Genomic DNA, 13,986 nt, shown 5'->3' on the forward strand with positions numbered 1-13,986 from the left:
CTCGACGGCCCTCTGCTTCTCTTTTAGTGAGTACATTTAATATCATACCTGAAGTCCAACTTTTTGTCCGCACGCCCGTTTTTCGCGTGCACCCGGGTGTAACGCCATCACATTACTTCTCGCGTGCACCCAGGTGTGATGCGGTCACATTACTTTCCTCGACCTCCGCCCCATCCCATCATCAAAACAGGTCCAGTTGCCGCGGGGCCAATCCGGTGAACTGCAACCCTTGCTGCGCAATAAAACGCTGGGCGTCGGGTGAGGCATCTTGGTGGCCGTTATTGTTGAAGATGACAAAGACCTGTTTGGCGCCCGCCGCAAGCTTCTTGGCCGTTTCGCCATGCGCCGTCAACTCTTCGTCCGAGTAGCGGTAATTCGTGCGCTCGCCGCGCCACGCTGCGCCCTGTTTGAGCCAGCCCATCAAGTTGCGCCCGTGCAAGCGCATGATCGCGCAGGTCGGATTCGTGACTTCGGGAACCAGGGGAACGGGATTGCCTGGCACTTGAGGCTCGTCGACGGCCACGTTGATGAAGTCGAGCTGGCGCCACAATGCGAGGGTCGAATTGCGAAATCTGGGACTGAGCCAAGAGCCATCCCGCAACTCGATGGCGATTGGCAGGTCCGGATACTGCGTGCGCACCCACTTCAAATAGGCAATGTTGTCGGCGGTCGCTCCGAACCACGGCGGGAGTTGAAACAAGATCGCGGTCAGCTGCTTGGCGTCGATCAACGGCTGAAGGCTGGCGCGAAGCTGAATAAATGGCTCGCGGCGGTCGGTGTCGGCAGGCAGCGGTTCGTGTTGGGTCATGGTGGCCGTCGCCTTCACGATGAACTGAAACGTCGACGGCACCTGCCGCTGCCAATTCCGCACCGTTTTTTCACCTGGAATATGGTAGAAAGTCGTGTCCATTTCGACCACGGGGAAAACGGTGGCGATATCGCCCAGCGTGCTCGCTTTGCCATTGGGCGCGAGGTCGGGATGCTCGGCAACGGCGGTCAGGCCAACGAGGATCATGACGTCGCCTCCAAGCCGAGGAAGCGGTCACCAGCGAAGCGGCTGTTCCACTCCCCGTTTTTTCCAGCGAAAAATAGCGGGAGCATCGCCTGCAGATCCGGCACGACGCCGAGATTTTGCGGATCCGCCAGCCAATCCGGGGAAAAAGTCATGAGCACGCCCTCACGTGTGGCGGTCGGCAGCGGCATCGCGGTCGCCGTGGTGCATGTATATAGGAAGAGATCACCGCGTAGCTCGCCATCAACGCGCCAGTGGACCAGCCCGCATGTGGTGAGCGCTTCTGGCGATACGGTCAGCCCGCTTTCTTCAAATAATTCGCGCGCCGCCCCGACTGCCGGTGTTTCACCTAGTTCAACTTTGCCGCCGAGGGCATTCCAGCAGCCTTGATACGGGGGCTTTTGACGGTTGATCACGAGCAATCCGGTCGGCGTGGCCACCAGAATCAAAGTCAGTTGCTTCATGTTTTTCACCTTCCTGGACTCAGTGTAGCATATCGCTCTTGGGCACTTTGGCGAATTCTTCGGCAATGTGACCAAAATGCGCCGGCAAATATTGTAAGGGTTGCCACTGCGAGGTGAACCGCTTACATCGTATACTTAGTCATGTAAACAAGGTTCCTATTCTAATTTTGTTAGGAGAGCTAATCATGGTTAATATCGATCTCGAGCACATTTATAAGGAGTACGATGACGGCGACGACTACGCTGTTATGGACTTCAACCTTCACGTTAAGGACAAAGAGTTCATCGTTTTCGTTGGCCCTTCTGGCTGCGGGAAGTCCACCACCCTGCGTATGATCGCCGGGCTGGAGGACATTACCAAAGGCGAACTGAAGATCAACGACAAGATCATGAACGACGTTGCACCAAAGGACCGCGATATCGCGATGGTTTTCCAGAACTACGCGCTGTATCCGCATATGACCGTGTTCGACAACATGGCCTTTGGTCTGAAGCTGCGTAAATACGCCAAGGACGATATCAAGAAGCGGGTCGACTATGCGGCTAACATCTTGGGCCTGACCGAATTCCTGGAACGCAAGCCTGCCGACTTGTCTGGTGGCCAGCGTCAGCGTGTTGCCCTGGGCCGTGCGATCGTCCGTGATGCACCTATCTTCCTGATGGACGAGCCGCTGTCAAACTTGGATGCCAAGCTCCGTGTTTCCATGCGTAGCGAAATCGCCAAGCTGCACCAGCGTCTGAACACCACCACGATCTATGTTACCCATGACCAGATCGAAGCGATGACCATGGCGGACCGTGTTGTTGTTATGTCTGTTGGTAAGATCCAGCAGATCGGCACCCCGGCTGAAGTTTATGACAACCCTCGTAACGAATTCGTTGCCGGGTTCATGGGCTCCCCTGCGATGAACTTCTTCAACGTCACCTACAAAGATGGCAAGATCTCCGATGGTACCGGTTTGAACCTGACCCTGCCAGAAGGTCGTGCAAAAGTCTTGAACGATCGCGGCTACGATGGCAAGGAAGTTGTCTTTGGTATTCGTCCAGAAGACATCCATGCTGAAGAAGCCTTCATCGAGACCTGGCCTGGTGCAACGGTTCACGCCGAAGTTGTTGTTTCCGAATTGCTCGGTGCAACTTCCCAGCTGTACAGCCGTGTAGACGGCACCGAATTCACCGCGACTGTTGACGCGCGTGACTTCCACAACCCTGGCGACAAGGTTGACCTTGGCTTTGACATCAACAAGGCGCACTTCTTCGACAAGGACACGACCTCTGCGATCGTCACCGAAGAAGAAGAACAAGCCATGACTGACGAACAGGCAAAGGCTTAATTCCAAGTTTCAAACCAGCTAAACCCCTTAAACAAATAGCACTCGCAAGTGTCGGCTTGCGGGTGCTATTTTTATACCTTTAATTGGGTGACCGGGCATTTAGGGAAAATAGTGCCCAGCATCACGCCAGAACTGCGGGAAAAAAGTGTTTGGCATTGCCCGGGGCCGCGGAAAACGGACTGTCTGTTCCGCCTGACTCCAAGAAAAAAACCGCGCCCATAGTTATCGACACCACTCACACTTTCAGCTCACAGTATCTGCACCAGATCGACCCCATTGCCATCCGGATCCTTCACCTCAAAATACCGACACCCCCACGGCAGATCACGCGGCGCTTCGGGCACCGCGACGCCCATCGCCGTGATGCGCGCATACTCGGCGTTCGCATCGGCGACCCGCAGCTCAAAGCCCTGACACGCTTGCGTCTGCGTTGGCGAAAATGCTGAATCACGGTTGACCGTGATGAACACATTACCGTCATCAGGCCCGCCAAACCAGATCTCAATGCGATCCGGCCCGCCATGCGCCGGCTCATTCACGACCTGTGCGCCGAGCACCCGCTGGTAAAAATCCGCGAGCCGCAATGGGTCTGCGGAAATGATATTGATGCCGGCCAAGCGGGTGGCTGCCTGAGCCGGTTTTGTTTGTTCTGTTGTGGTCATGATGATCGTCCTCCTCCGTTAATGAAGTGCTCACTTTAATTATCCGTCACCGACCGATTTTTCGCTAAGGCAAATCTCGCAAAATGCGAGCAAAAAAAGCGCATCTCGCGAAAGATGCGCCAATCTCTTATTGTTTCTTGCGCCGTTTCAGATGCATCACCAGCGTCACGACAAGCGCGACGACCGCGATGGCCAAAACGATCAAAATTGCCAAGAATGGCGTTCCCATCTCCGAGTTACCTCCTAGTCATTTTTCTGGAGGTGTTGCTCAATGCGCCACTCTGGTTTGATCCACAGAAGCAGCGTCACCATGTCCAAAATAATCGTGAGCGTCGGCCAGATGAACGCCGCAAAGATCGCGACCACGTTCAAAATGATCGAGGCGATCGGCTTGTAATACCCGCGCCCCACTAGGCTCATGATGTCCTGATTCCGCCGGTCCGACCGGATGAGCGTCCGAATCAAAATGTAATACGCGATATCGATCACAAGAATCACGATCCCGTATGACATCTCCGGCCCGTAATCCGCGACATGATTGGCGCCGACCCAGGACGTGACAAACGGAATCAGCGACAGTCCGAACAGGAAAAACATATTCGCCCATAACACGCCACCGCTGACGCGTTTCACGATCTGAAATAAATGGTGATGATTGTTCCAATAAACGGCCACGTTAAAAAAGGAGATCGCGTAGATCAAAAACACATACCGCTCGCCCCATAACGCGCCGAGCTGACCACTTTCCGGCGGCCGTAACTCCAACACCATGATCGTGATAATAATGGCGATGACCCCGTCAGTAAAGGCCTCGAGTCGTTGCTTGGACATGTGCTTCACCTCACAGTATGACCAATCATATCAGAAAAATAACGGTGCTTGCCGTCATGTTTTGATAAATCGCGTTATGCCGGCGCGACTTGTAGGTCCTCAAAGACCTTCACCGCATCCCCGACCACCATGTGTGCGCCATACGGCAGCGCGATGGCCTCACGATTCACCGCGACCAGCGTCGTCATCGGATCCACGCCTTGAATCAGCCCGGCAAACGGATAGACCTGAAAACTCGTCCCGACCACCACGATCAGGTCCGCCGCATTCACCGCTTCCAGCGCCGCATCGATCACCCGCGTCGCGATCTGTTCGCCATACAACACAATGTCCGGCCGAATCACCCCGCCATCTGCCGCATGAAACTCGCTCGCCAGATAGGTCTGATAGTCGATCGCCTGCCCGCAAGTCTGACAATGCAGCCGATACAAGTTCCCATGAAACTCAACCACATTTTTCGCACCAGCCCGCGTGTGCAAGCCGTCCACATTCTGCGTCACGATCGCCCCCTTGGCATTCGTGATCGCCGCCATTTTTTCATGAATCATATTCGGCCGCGCCTCCGGATAATACATATGCGCCTTGACCCATTGGTAAAAATCATCCGGATGATCCCTGAGATTGTCCGCCGACAACGCGTACTCCGGGCTGACCATATCCGAGTATAGCCCGCCCTTACTGCGATAATCCGGAATCCCAGAAGCAGTGGACACCCCGGCCCCAGTCAAAAACGTGACAAACTGCGCCTGATCGATCGCCCCTTGAAGATCAAACATCAACGGCCCCTCCTTAGGTGAATACAACAAGACTTGTCGGTATGAGTCAAGTAATAGGAAGAAATAAGTTGGCAAGTTCGGCTTGAAGACAAAAGCTGCGAAGACACGTCGAATCGCCAAAGGAACGACGCAAGACGATGCCCATTTTGAACCGGAACGCCGGAAGATGGACCAGCTTCCAGGAGTATGATAGCCCCCACAGAAGTATGACTGTGTGGCAGGATTCGAACCCCATAACTTCAGTGCTGGATGTAGGGTGGGCTCCGGCCGAAAACGGCTCGCTTCGCATGTCCGGGCGTAAGGCGTAAACGCCTAACGCCCGAATCAAGCCCCCTCGTCGTTGTTAGCGGCTTGCCGCTTACAACGAAAGTGAGCTTTAAGACCGCGAACTTTGCGGGCTTAAAGTCACTTGTCCGCTCTACTACGGTCGCCAGCCGATTTTCGGCCGGAGCCCACCCGAGCAATTTCTCAAACAAAACAAAGAATTTTAGTTCCGAACCCCATAAAGCACATCATACTTCTTCAAAATATCTTCCAAAGGCTGCTGGTACATCTTGCGGAAGTCTTCAGGCTTCGGGTCGACAAGCGGCAACACGAACGCGTTTTGGTCGTCGCCCTTGCCCAGCGCGACATACCCCCGGTGCTTCGTCTCGCGGCTGCGGAAATCGCTGTGCTTCAGATCAAACAGCTGATTCAAAGACAGCCGCAACTGCCGCGGCGACAAGATCGGCGGCAGAGACACAAACTCCGTATTCGCCGGCGGTTCGTAGCCCAGCTGCTGGACGATCTCCTCGAACATCTTGAACAAATTGACGACCGTTCGCCGCACCCGCGTCGGCGCATCCAGCGGCTTATCCATGATCACGCCAAACAACCCAAAGGCAAGCGGCGCCGTCTCTGGAAAATCGGTGCGCCACCGATCTTGGTCCGCGGCCGAGCCGCCTTGGCGAAAAACCATGAGATCTAGCAGGGACATGATGCGAAAGACCACCAAATTTTCCGTTTCCGGGGACTCTTTTGGCGTCAGCTGATCAAATCCCGTCTGAACCTGGGCCTCCACTGCTTCCGTGATCAGCCCGTGGTCGCGTTGCCAGCCGGTGACCAGCACATGCATCGCGGCATCGTACAGCGCCGTCGAGGTCGCGTAAAATTGGCGGTCGAGACTCGGGTCGCCCGTCAACAATTGATATTGCGGCAGTGGCACGCCTTGGGTGGTGAAATACATGTGCAAGAGCTCATGGCTCAGCGTGTAATCCACCGCGGTCGTGTCGGTGATCTGGACGGTCACGCTGCCATCAGCTTCCAGTTTTTGGTGCGACTGGTCATGCGTCAACACGCCACTGGCCGGGCCGGCGATCTCGACATGAATCGGCATCGCATACCCTTTTTGCACCTCTTCAAACAATTCCTGTAGTTGCGGATTCTCGATCTCTGCCATAGCTTCCTCCTAAAAATCGACCAGATGCGGTGTGTGCTGCTGGTACGTGGCCAATTGTGTCACGCCATGCCGGTGCAAAAACGCCTTGGCCCGGTCAAAATCCATCTCATACTTATCATTGCTGTGGGCGTCCGACCCAAGCGTGAACAGCGTCCCGCCAGCCTCTTGATACCACGGCAGCGCCGTTTCATACAGCGCCTCATTGCCCCACAAAAACATCGACTTGGTGTTGACCTCAAAGGCGAGGTGTTTGGCCACCGCCATGCGAAAAATCGTCATCAATTGCGGTTTCACCCAGGCGGTCAGCTCCGCCGGCGTCACATCCAGCACCCGCAACCCATAATCAAAATGGGCCAGCACATCCGCGCCTTCGAATTCGGCCACCCCGGCGGCCATCAGCTGGTAATAATTTTCCACATGGGCGCGCTTGGGCACGGACTGAAAAAAATCATCCTGGAAATCGTGGTGCCCGTCGTGATGAAACGACAACAGCACCAGGTCGTAGTCGGCGCGCCGCAGGTAATCATACGTCTCTTTGAGGCAAGGTGCATAGTATCCGCACTCGACGCCTGTCAGAATGCGGTTTGGAAATGCCCCGCGCAGCTCGGCTCGCTTTTGTTGGTAGGCCAATTGATTCGGCAGATCGTTGTGCCCCGCATCATCGGGATTGGCCATTTCGAGATGGTCGGTGGTGACAAGCGGCGCCTGGCTCTGGTGTAAGTAACCCTCGAATGGCGCCTGCGAGTCGAAAGAAAAATAGGTGTGCACATGCTGATCATAGTACATGACGACCCTCCTGACTGTGGGTGGCAGCGGTTTCGCTGCGGTATAATAAGGGTACCGTTTCAAGAAAGGATGTGCAAAGTAATGAAGATAAACATTGCATTAGAAAATGGGTTGTTGCCGGACCGCTATGGCAAACACGCGACCGGCGCCGACCTGTATGCCGCCCACCCGATCACCAGTTTTCCGTTCACCATCGAAGACGCCCCGACAGACGCCAAAACGTTTGCGCTGCTTCTGATCGATTTTGATGCCGTACCGGTCTCCGGTTTTCCCTGGATTCACTGGACCGCGGCCAACATTGCCGCCGCGCAAACGACCCTGCCGGAAAACGCCAGCCGAAGCGGTGAGATCACGCTGATCAATGGGCGTAACTCAAACGCCGGCCACCTAGTCAACAACCCGGATGACAAGATCAAGATCGGCTACGTGGGCCCGCAGCCGCCAGACAAGGTGCACGATTACACGCTGCTGGTGTTTGCGCTGGACACCGCATTGCCGCTGACCACCGGCTTTTGGTTCAACGAGCTGCGCCACGCGATGCAGGGCCACATTTTGGCCACCGCGACCCGCGACATCCCGTCTCGCAACTGAGTGTCAGTATTGCAGGTAGCCGTTGTGGTCCGGGTGCTGCAAGGTCACTGCTTCCCCTGCTGCCTGCCGCGCCGCAATCGCGTTTTCGCCCCATTTGGACATGGCAATCAGAACTTCCCGCAGGCTTTTCCCCCGCGCGGTCAACGCGTATTCGACTTTCGGCGGGACCTGGGGAAAAACCGTGCGCGAAATGATGCCATCGCGCTCAAGCTCGCGCAATTGCTGCGTCAACATCTTCTCCGTGATCGGCGCCATCTGCCGGCGCAACTCGCCAGGGCGTTTGGCCCCGGTGCCCAGAAAACATAGAATCAGCGGCTTCCATTTGCCGCCGATCACCGCAAGTGTTGCTTCGATGCCCATATGATAAGTTGTCACGTTCGCCTCCGCGTCCCATTTCTTCCCCAAAGGTGGCTATCCGACTCAAAAGTGGGTACTGGCCTTTTTATCTGCTCCCATTATACTGAAAACATCGCGGTGTTACTAACGAAAAATAAGTCCGCGTTTATGGAGGATCCGATGACTAACAATGTTCTAAACGGGTACCAATTTAAGAATGGGCTCACGGTGAAAAATCGCATCGTGATGAGTCCCATGACCACGATGACCAGTTTCTATAACGGCATGGTCACCAGCGACGAGGTCAATTATTATGCGGCGCGCGCCGGCGGACCTGGGATGATCATCACCGGCGTGGCCAATGTGACTGCCCTGGGCAAAGGCTTTGAAGGCGAGCTGTCCGTCGCCAGCGATGACATGATTCCCGGGCTTGCCCGCGTGGCGTCCGCCATTCACCAAAATGGCACCAAGGCGATTCTGCAGATCTTTCACGCCGGGCGGAAAAGTACGCGTAAAGTCCTACGCGGCGCCCAGCCCGTCAGCGCCAGTGCCATTGCGGCGTCGTACCCGGCCGACTCCGACACGCCGCGCGCGATGACCGAGGCGGAGATCGAGACGACCATCACCGCCTTTGGGGAGGCGACGACTCGCGCGATCAAGGCCGGCTTTGATGGCGTGGAGTTACACGGGGCCAATACGTATCTCCTACAACAATTTTTCTCGCCGAACGCCAACCAGCGCACCGATCAATGAGGCGGCGATCGCGCCGGCCGCATGCATTTTGCCCTCGCCGTGATCGCGGCTGTGCGTAAAGCGGCCAGTGCCGCGACTCAGCCCTTTATCGTTGGGTACCGGCTGTCACCAGAGGAAATCGAGACCCCGGGCATTCGGCTCGCCGACTCCCTATTTTTCGCCGAGCAGATTCGCGACAAGGTGGATTACCTGGATCTGTCGATGGGCAGCTACAAGCGGACCTCGCTGAGTCAACCACGCCTGACTGAAGTCAGACGCTTGTAGGAGAACCGCCTAACGGCGGTGCGACTACAATTTGCTTAGATACAGCAATTGCCTGTACACAGGTCTTACGTGCTAATTACCAAAGCCTTTAAAGTCCGCAGGTTGCCAGACGGACTGTATTCGCTAATTAAGTGCTAGACCTTTGGCTAGGATATTCCTCGCGGCGTTGTGGTCGCGAATGTGAATGGTACCACATTGTGGGCACGTCCATTCGCGGTCCGCAAGCGTGAGCTTTTGGTCACCGCTCATTACAAAACCGCAATCGCTACAAGTTTGTGTGGTATTGCGTGGATCAACAGTCACAAACTTGTGCGCGTACAGGTCAGCCTTGTAAGCCAGCATACCTAAGAATCTACGCCAACCAACGTCCGCAATACTCATTGCCAGCGCGTGGTTGCGCAACATATTCTTGCTTCTCAATTCTTCTGCCACCACCAAATCGTGGTTCTTGATCAGTGTAGTGGACAAAAGGTGGAGAAAAGCGTCGCGGCGGTTAGCCACATCACGTTGCAGGTTAGCAACCAGCACTCGTTGTTTCTGGTAATTCTTTGAATCACGAAGTGCACGGTGTTCCTTTTTAGCCCGAAGGGCACGGCGAGCCAACTTCCGCTGTTGTTTGGCCAATTTACCTTTGATGGCGCGATAGTAGCGTGGATTTGCAATGACATTGGCGTCAGAATCTGTTAAAAAGTTGTCGGTATTCAGGTCAATGCCAATCGCCGACTCGTGGTTTTGGCCTAGATCAACGAATGGCACATCGGAACCTAACTGCATCGACAGGTAGTAACGGCCAGTCGCGTCACGGCGCACTGTGATAGTGCCGACACGGATACTATCGGCATGACTGAACAAGCGCTTTTGTGAACCCGAAACGCGGATCTTGCCCAGTCCGCTGATCGTAACGTGCTTGGTATCGAGAAATCGGTTGGAGCCGCTCATTAGACCCGCTTCGGTCTTTGTGTATCGAGTAGGCAACTGATAACTGCCATCATGGCTCTTGCGGTGGAAGACGTCCCACGCCCCTAGTGAACGCGCTTTCTTTTGTGCTATACTGAACGTATCAAGAAAGAAGAGGGTGGCATTTATGGCAGAACGACAAGTGATCTTGTACTTGGCCGAAAGTCTCGACGGCTTCATCGCCGAAAAGGACGGCGGCACCGGGTTCCTCAGCAAGTTCGACTCCAGTGCCCAAGACGCTGCGTATCAGGATTTTTATAGCAGCATCGACACTGTATTGATGGGCCGCATGACGTATCAGCGCAAGCTGCATCTCGCAGGCACCTACCCGTACAGCGATAAAGAGAGCTATGTCTTTTCGACCACCCTGCATGATACCGACGATCCGACCACCGTGGTCGCGGGCAACATCCCGCAATTCGTCCGGCAATTGAAGGAAAAGAAGGGGAAGGGCATCTGGCTCGTCGGCGGGGCGGATATCTTCACCGACTTGCTCAAGGAAAAATTGATCGATAAGCTGATCATCACGATCGCGCCAGTCCTGCTGGGCGACGGTGTCAGCTTGGTCGCAAGCAACCTGACCGACATTCCGCTCAAGTTGCTCAACGCCAAGCAAAACGACCAGTTCGTCACCCTGACCTATGAAGTGCTCAAGTAACTCATTTCCACACAAAAGGCGGCCGACAAAATGGCCGCCTTTTGCGTGGGTGGAAAGCCGTGGACCGAGGCGAAAATAATCACGGTGTCTCACCCGTAAATAATGAGGGCCGCATCCGAAAAAAACGACGGTGTCACGACCCCAAAAGCGCTATCATCTAATGCAAAGGAAGGGATGCCCCGTGACAATGACCAAGCGTCGCACCATCGAAGAAGCCACCGAACAGATTCGCGCCAAGCAATCAGTTGAAGCCACAGCTGCCGACAAACGCTGGCTACGCAAACGCAAGATCGACTTGCTCGTTCGCCTGGTCGCGATCGTCATCATTCCGTGTCTGACGCTGGGTATGTTTTTCACCACGAGCATCCTGCAGGCGTTCATGCTGTTTGGGCCGCCCCTGCTGGTTGTCATCCTGATCGAGGACAAATTGGAAGAACGGTATCGCGCGCACCATCCCCACCCGCACAAATGGGCGTCGGATGCCCGCGGTCACTAATGCGGCGTCGTCCAGTCCCCGCCTACAACCTCATGGCATAAACCAGCAGCTGCACCTCCGGCTGAGCCACCGGCGAAAAGCCAAGGTCCAGGGACATCCCCATCTTGCGGTAAAAACCTTCTGCGCTCGGCAGTGCCAGCAGGCTCAATTCTGTTTTTCCGGCTAACCGCGCCTGACGCACCGCATCCGTGAACAGCAGTTGGCCGATGCCTCGGTTCTGAAAGGCGGGGAGCACAAACAGCTCGTCTAACACCGCGGTCGCGCTGTCCTGCGCCGTCACCCGGTAAAAAGCGACCGGGCGTTCCGCCACCATCAGCACCCGCCCGACCAGATCGCGGGCCAGCACCCGCTCGTCAACCGGTTCAGTGTGGGCGATAAAAGCCTGGACTTCTGGCGCTAAGGTCAACGCGGTCAACGTTTTTTCTCTCAATTCTGTTAGAGTGGCCGCATCGCCCGGCCTGGTTGGTCTCATCTTCATGTCGTTAGCCCTTTCGCACAACGCTTTTCTGTTATTCGAACCCGAATTATGGTATTATCGCCCTAAATTCAATACTTGGAGGATCTTCATATGACACGCGCAGAAATCAAAGCACAAGCAAAAGCGTCACTCCGCGGCAATTGGGGCTGGGGGGTCCTGATTGTCTTCGTCGGTGGCATCATGGCCAGCTTGATCGGCAGCATCACGATCGGCATCGTCGCGTTGATGATCGACGCCGGTATCGCCTTTTCCTTCCTGGATCTGGTCGATCAGCGCCGCCCAAATGGCATCATCAACGGCATGTTTTCCGGCTTCACCAGTGGCAACGCGATGGCCGTTTTTCTGACCACCCTGCTCACCCAGGTCTTCACGGTCCTGTGGAGCCTGTTGTTCTTCGTGCCGGGGATCATCAAGGGGCTTAGCTATTCGCAGGCCAACTACATCCTGCGCGACTGGATCGCCGCGGGCCGCCAGATCGACGCGACCGACGCCATCACCGCGAGCCGCGAGCTGATGGTCGGCCACAAGATGGAATACTTCGTCCTGCAGCTGAGCTTCATCGGCTGGGCCCTTCTGTGCATCCCGACCCTCGGCATCGGCCTCTTCTGGCTCGCCCCGTACATCCACACCACCAACGCGGTCTACTACCGCAACCTGGTCGGCGCACACTTCACGGAAGCGACAGACGAGCCTGCCTATTAAGGAAAAATAGAAGGCATCCTCCTCGCCACTATGCGCGTTTGAGCGCATGCCGTCCAGTTCAAGACTAGTTCGAATCAAAAAGAGGCCATGTGACCTCTTTTTTGTTTCTCTTAGTTAAACTGTGCCACGACCCAATTCCACAGACTGGTGAAGAAATCGACGATCGCATCCCAAATTTTTTGCAAGAAATTGCGTGTGTCCTCGGAGTTGAGTTTGGTCTTGAGATCTGAGAACAGGCTCTTGGCACTGTCTTGAATGCTGTCGGCGAGTTTTTCCGCCTGCTGCTTGAAGCCGCTACTTTGAAGCGCACCGGACTTTTGAATCGTCACCAGTAAATTGATGATCTGGGTGCGCTGATTGTTGTTGATGATCGTCCCAAGATTATTTTTCTCAAGCTGGGAATCGACGATGTTGCCGATCTGATTTTGCGACAAGGTCTGACTGCCGCTGTTGGACTGGCTGGCCATATCGGATTTCATGCCGGCGACGGCGTTGTTGAGGAGTTTGTCCGAATAGCCGTCCTTATCCTTATTGGCGTCGGTGATCTTGGACAAGGTATCGACCTCATCCTGGGCGGCGTTGATCTGGCTGGCATCCAGCGTCTCCCCATTTTCCGCGAATGCGGCATACACGCCCGCCAGCGCACCTGAGCCGTCGATCGGGGTGGCGCTCGTGATGAACAGATTGGCGTTCGTCACGCCGGCCGTCACTGCGGCGTTGCGGTACTGGTCCTCGGTGATCGTCGTGATGTTGTTCTTGCCATCATACGGCACGATGGTCACGTTGATGCCGCCGGTGGACGTCTTCTGGACCAGCGCGCTGGACCACACACCGGAATTGGCGGTGAAGGTGCTGCCGGAGGGATTGAGGTATTTGACCAGCGTGCTCCCGTTGACCGTGAGCGTGGTCGGCGATGAGAGGCCGGCCGCCTTTTCCAGCGTGGACAGCGTGCCGCTTCGCTGGGCGTCCGTCAACGAGACCCCAAGCGTGGCGACCGGTTGCCAAGTCGTATCAGCAGCTTTTACCGTTGCGGTGCGGCCGGCGAAAACGCCAACTGCAAGTGCCAAGGCACCGGCGAAGCAGAATAGTTTTTTCATGATAAGACTCCATTCGTGTACGTTATTGGGGAAAATAGAGAGAGCGGGATTTGTCGATTGGGGTTTTGGGGAGTTATTGCGGAGGTGTTGGCCTCTGTGATAGACCCAGCGCGGCACCGAGATTTCCAGTTGGGCCTTCGCACCCTTTTCCAGTTGGGCTACGCGCGGCAGGTCTGAGGCATCTAGTCGTCCTGGTCACGCATGGCCAAGTGCGCCATTCGCGCCCAGGCCGCACTAGCTGCTCAGACCTGAACGCCGCGCTCCGCACCCTAGTTAGTGGCTGTTCAACTAGGCCACCATATTCTTGGTGCTGGTAGTAAATTTGTACCGGAAACGATAGGTTTGCCCGTC

15 protein-coding genes and 2 pseudogenes are annotated in these 13,986 nt (G+C 55.6%); 6 read left to right on the forward strand and 11 right to left on the reverse strand.

Annotation, left to right across the window (positions count from 1 at the left end; genetic code table 11):
* Positions 1 to 181 precede the first annotated feature (181 nt).
* Both EKM95_RS10760 and EKM95_RS10765 read right to left on the reverse strand, forming a co-directional pair.
* Positions 182 to 1,015 carry a DUF72 domain-containing protein gene (locus EKM95_RS10760; protein ID WP_125698329.1) on the reverse strand — a complete coding sequence of 278 codons (834 nt, stop codon included), beginning with the start codon at positions 1,013 to 1,015 and terminating at the stop codon, positions 182 to 184.
* Positions 1,012 to 1,476 carry an NUDIX domain-containing protein gene (locus tag EKM95_RS10765; RefSeq protein WP_125698331.1) on the reverse strand — a complete coding sequence of 155 codons (465 nt, stop codon included), beginning with the start codon at positions 1,474 to 1,476 and terminating at the stop codon, positions 1,012 to 1,014. Before EKM95_RS10765 ends, EKM95_RS10760 begins: the two co-directional genes overlap by 4 nt.
* Positions 1,477 to 1,661: 185 nt before the next feature.
* Between EKM95_RS10765 and EKM95_RS10770 the strand changes: the two genes are divergently transcribed.
* Complete coding sequence (locus tag EKM95_RS10770) at positions 1,662 to 2,810, forward strand: ABC transporter ATP-binding protein (protein ID WP_125698333.1); 1,149 nt, start codon at positions 1,662 to 1,664, stop codon at positions 2,808 to 2,810.
* A gap of 248 nt (positions 2,811 to 3,058) precedes the next feature.
* On the opposite strand, the gene EKM95_RS10775 is transcribed toward EKM95_RS10770, so the two are convergent.
* The 5 genes from EKM95_RS10775 to EKM95_RS10795 form a co-directional block, all read right to left on the reverse strand.
* On the reverse strand, positions 3,059 to 3,472 hold the full coding sequence (locus tag EKM95_RS10775) for a VOC family protein (protein WP_125698335.1): 414 nt from the start codon (positions 3,470 to 3,472) through the stop codon (positions 3,059 to 3,061).
* A gap of 243 nt (positions 3,473 to 3,715) precedes the next feature.
* A complete protein-coding gene (locus tag EKM95_RS10780) occupies positions 3,716 to 4,303 on the reverse strand; it encodes a TMEM175 family protein (protein WP_125698337.1) in 588 nt (195 codons plus the stop codon).
* A 74-nt stretch (positions 4,304 to 4,377) separates the two neighbouring features.
* Complete coding sequence (locus tag EKM95_RS10785) at positions 4,378 to 5,079, reverse strand: NAD-dependent protein deacylase (protein WP_125698339.1); 702 nt, start codon at positions 5,077 to 5,079, stop codon at positions 4,378 to 4,380.
* A 487-nt stretch (positions 5,080 to 5,566) separates the two neighbouring features.
* Positions 5,567 to 6,517 (reverse strand): hypothetical protein, encoded by a 951-nt coding sequence (locus EKM95_RS10790; protein WP_125698341.1) that lies wholly within the window; start codon positions 6,515 to 6,517, stop codon positions 5,567 to 5,569.
* A 9-nt stretch (positions 6,518 to 6,526) separates the two neighbouring features.
* Positions 6,527 to 7,303: a PHP domain-containing protein gene (locus EKM95_RS10795; protein ID WP_125698342.1), complete on the reverse strand. Its 777-nt coding sequence runs from the start codon at positions 7,301 to 7,303 to the stop codon at positions 6,527 to 6,529.
* 81 nt (positions 7,304 to 7,384) lie between these two features.
* Between EKM95_RS10795 and EKM95_RS10800 the strand changes: the two genes are divergently transcribed.
* Positions 7,385 to 7,894 (forward strand): YbhB/YbcL family Raf kinase inhibitor-like protein, encoded by a 510-nt coding sequence (locus tag EKM95_RS10800; protein ID WP_125698344.1) that lies wholly within the window; start codon positions 7,385 to 7,387, stop codon positions 7,892 to 7,894.
* A gap of 3 nt (positions 7,895 to 7,897) precedes the next feature.
* Here EKM95_RS10800 and EKM95_RS10805 read toward each other — a convergent pair whose 3' ends face one another.
* Positions 7,898 to 8,254, reverse strand: a complete 357-nt coding sequence (locus tag EKM95_RS10805) for a winged helix-turn-helix transcriptional regulator (RefSeq protein WP_125698358.1) — start codon at positions 8,252 to 8,254, stop codon at positions 7,898 to 7,900.
* Positions 8,255 to 8,410: 156 nt separating this feature from the next.
* Here EKM95_RS10805 and EKM95_RS10810 point away from each other — a divergent pair.
* A pseudogene (locus EKM95_RS10810) lies at positions 8,411 to 9,214 on the forward strand (oxidoreductase); the annotation flags it as partial.
* Between the two features lie 156 nt (positions 9,215 to 9,370).
* Here the strand turns inward: EKM95_RS10810 and EKM95_RS10815 are convergent.
* Positions 9,371 to 10,258, reverse strand: a pseudogene (locus EKM95_RS10815) (RNA-guided endonuclease InsQ/TnpB family protein); the annotation flags it as partial.
* A 73-nt stretch (positions 10,259 to 10,331) separates the two neighbouring features.
* On the opposite strand from EKM95_RS10815, the gene EKM95_RS10820 reads away from it, so the two are divergent.
* Complete coding sequence (locus tag EKM95_RS10820) at positions 10,332 to 10,862, forward strand: dihydrofolate reductase family protein (protein WP_125698348.1); 531 nt, start codon at positions 10,332 to 10,334, stop codon at positions 10,860 to 10,862.
* Positions 10,863 to 11,043: 181 nt separating this feature from the next.
* Complete coding sequence (locus EKM95_RS10825; protein ID WP_125698350.1) at positions 11,044 to 11,358, forward strand: hypothetical protein; 315 nt, start codon at positions 11,044 to 11,046, stop codon at positions 11,356 to 11,358.
* Between the two features lie 22 nt (positions 11,359 to 11,380).
* Here EKM95_RS10825 and EKM95_RS10830 read toward each other — a convergent pair whose 3' ends face one another.
* Complete coding sequence (locus tag EKM95_RS10830; RefSeq protein WP_125698352.1) at positions 11,381 to 11,836, reverse strand: GNAT family N-acetyltransferase; 456 nt, start codon at positions 11,834 to 11,836, stop codon at positions 11,381 to 11,383.
* Positions 11,837 to 11,926: 90 nt separating this feature from the next.
* Here EKM95_RS10830 and EKM95_RS10835 point away from each other — a divergent pair, with 90 nt between their 5' ends.
* Complete coding sequence (locus EKM95_RS10835) at positions 11,927 to 12,538, forward strand: DUF975 family protein (RefSeq protein ID WP_125698354.1); 612 nt, start codon at positions 11,927 to 11,929, stop codon at positions 12,536 to 12,538.
* 110 nt (positions 12,539 to 12,648) lie between these two features.
* Here the strand turns inward: EKM95_RS10835 and EKM95_RS10840 are convergent, their stop codons facing one another.
* A complete protein-coding gene (locus EKM95_RS10840) occupies positions 12,649 to 13,635 on the reverse strand; it encodes a DUF1002 domain-containing protein (RefSeq protein WP_125698356.1) in 987 nt (328 codons plus the stop codon).
* Positions 13,636 to 13,986 lie beyond the last annotated feature (351 nt).

The sequence above is a fragment of the Lacticaseibacillus yichunensis genome, assembly GCF_003946405.1.
Taxonomy (GTDB): Bacteria; Bacillota; Bacilli; order Lactobacillales; family Lactobacillaceae; genus Lacticaseibacillus; species Lacticaseibacillus yichunensis.

Excerpts from the sequence above, each read along its gene's own strand:
- EKM95_RS10760 (WP_125698329.1), bottom strand. The coding sequence starts at position 1,015 with ATGATCCTCGTTGGCCTGACCGCCGTTGCCGAGCATCCCGACCTCGCG.
- EKM95_RS10765 (WP_125698331.1), bottom strand. The coding sequence starts at position 1,476 with ATGAAGCAACTGACTTTGATTCTGGTGGCCACGCCGACCGGATTGCTC.
- EKM95_RS10770 (WP_125698333.1), top strand. The coding sequence starts at position 1,662 with ATGGTTAATATCGATCTCGAGCACATTTATAAGGAGTACGATGACGGC.
- EKM95_RS10775 (WP_125698335.1), bottom strand. The coding sequence starts at position 3,472 with ATGACCACAACAGAACAAACAAAACCGGCTCAGGCAGCCACCCGCTTG.
- EKM95_RS10780 (WP_125698337.1), bottom strand. The coding sequence starts at position 4,303 with ATGTCCAAGCAACGACTCGAGGCCTTTACTGACGGGGTCATCGCCATT.
- EKM95_RS10785 (WP_125698339.1), bottom strand. The coding sequence starts at position 5,079 with ATGTTTGATCTTCAAGGGGCGATCGATCAGGCGCAGTTTGTCACGTTT.
- EKM95_RS10790 (WP_125698341.1), bottom strand. The coding sequence starts at position 6,517 with ATGGCAGAGATCGAGAATCCGCAACTACAGGAATTGTTTGAAGAGGTG.
- EKM95_RS10795 (WP_125698342.1), bottom strand. The coding sequence starts at position 7,303 with ATGTACTATGATCAGCATGTGCACACCTATTTTTCTTTCGACTCGCAG.
- EKM95_RS10800 (WP_125698344.1), top strand. The coding sequence starts at position 7,385 with ATGAAGATAAACATTGCATTAGAAAATGGGTTGTTGCCGGACCGCTAT.
- EKM95_RS10805 (WP_125698358.1), bottom strand. The coding sequence starts at position 8,254 with ATGGGCATCGAAGCAACACTTGCGGTGATCGGCGGCAAATGGAAGCCG.
- EKM95_RS10820 (WP_125698348.1), top strand. The coding sequence starts at position 10,332 with ATGGCAGAACGACAAGTGATCTTGTACTTGGCCGAAAGTCTCGACGGC.
- EKM95_RS10830 (WP_125698352.1), bottom strand. The coding sequence starts at position 11,836 with ATGAAGATGAGACCAACCAGGCCGGGCGATGCGGCCACTCTAACAGAA.
- EKM95_RS10835 (WP_125698354.1), top strand. The coding sequence starts at position 11,927 with ATGACACGCGCAGAAATCAAAGCACAAGCAAAAGCGTCACTCCGCGGC.
- EKM95_RS10840 (WP_125698356.1), bottom strand. The coding sequence starts at position 13,635 with ATGAAAAAACTATTCTGCTTCGCCGGTGCCTTGGCACTTGCAGTTGGC.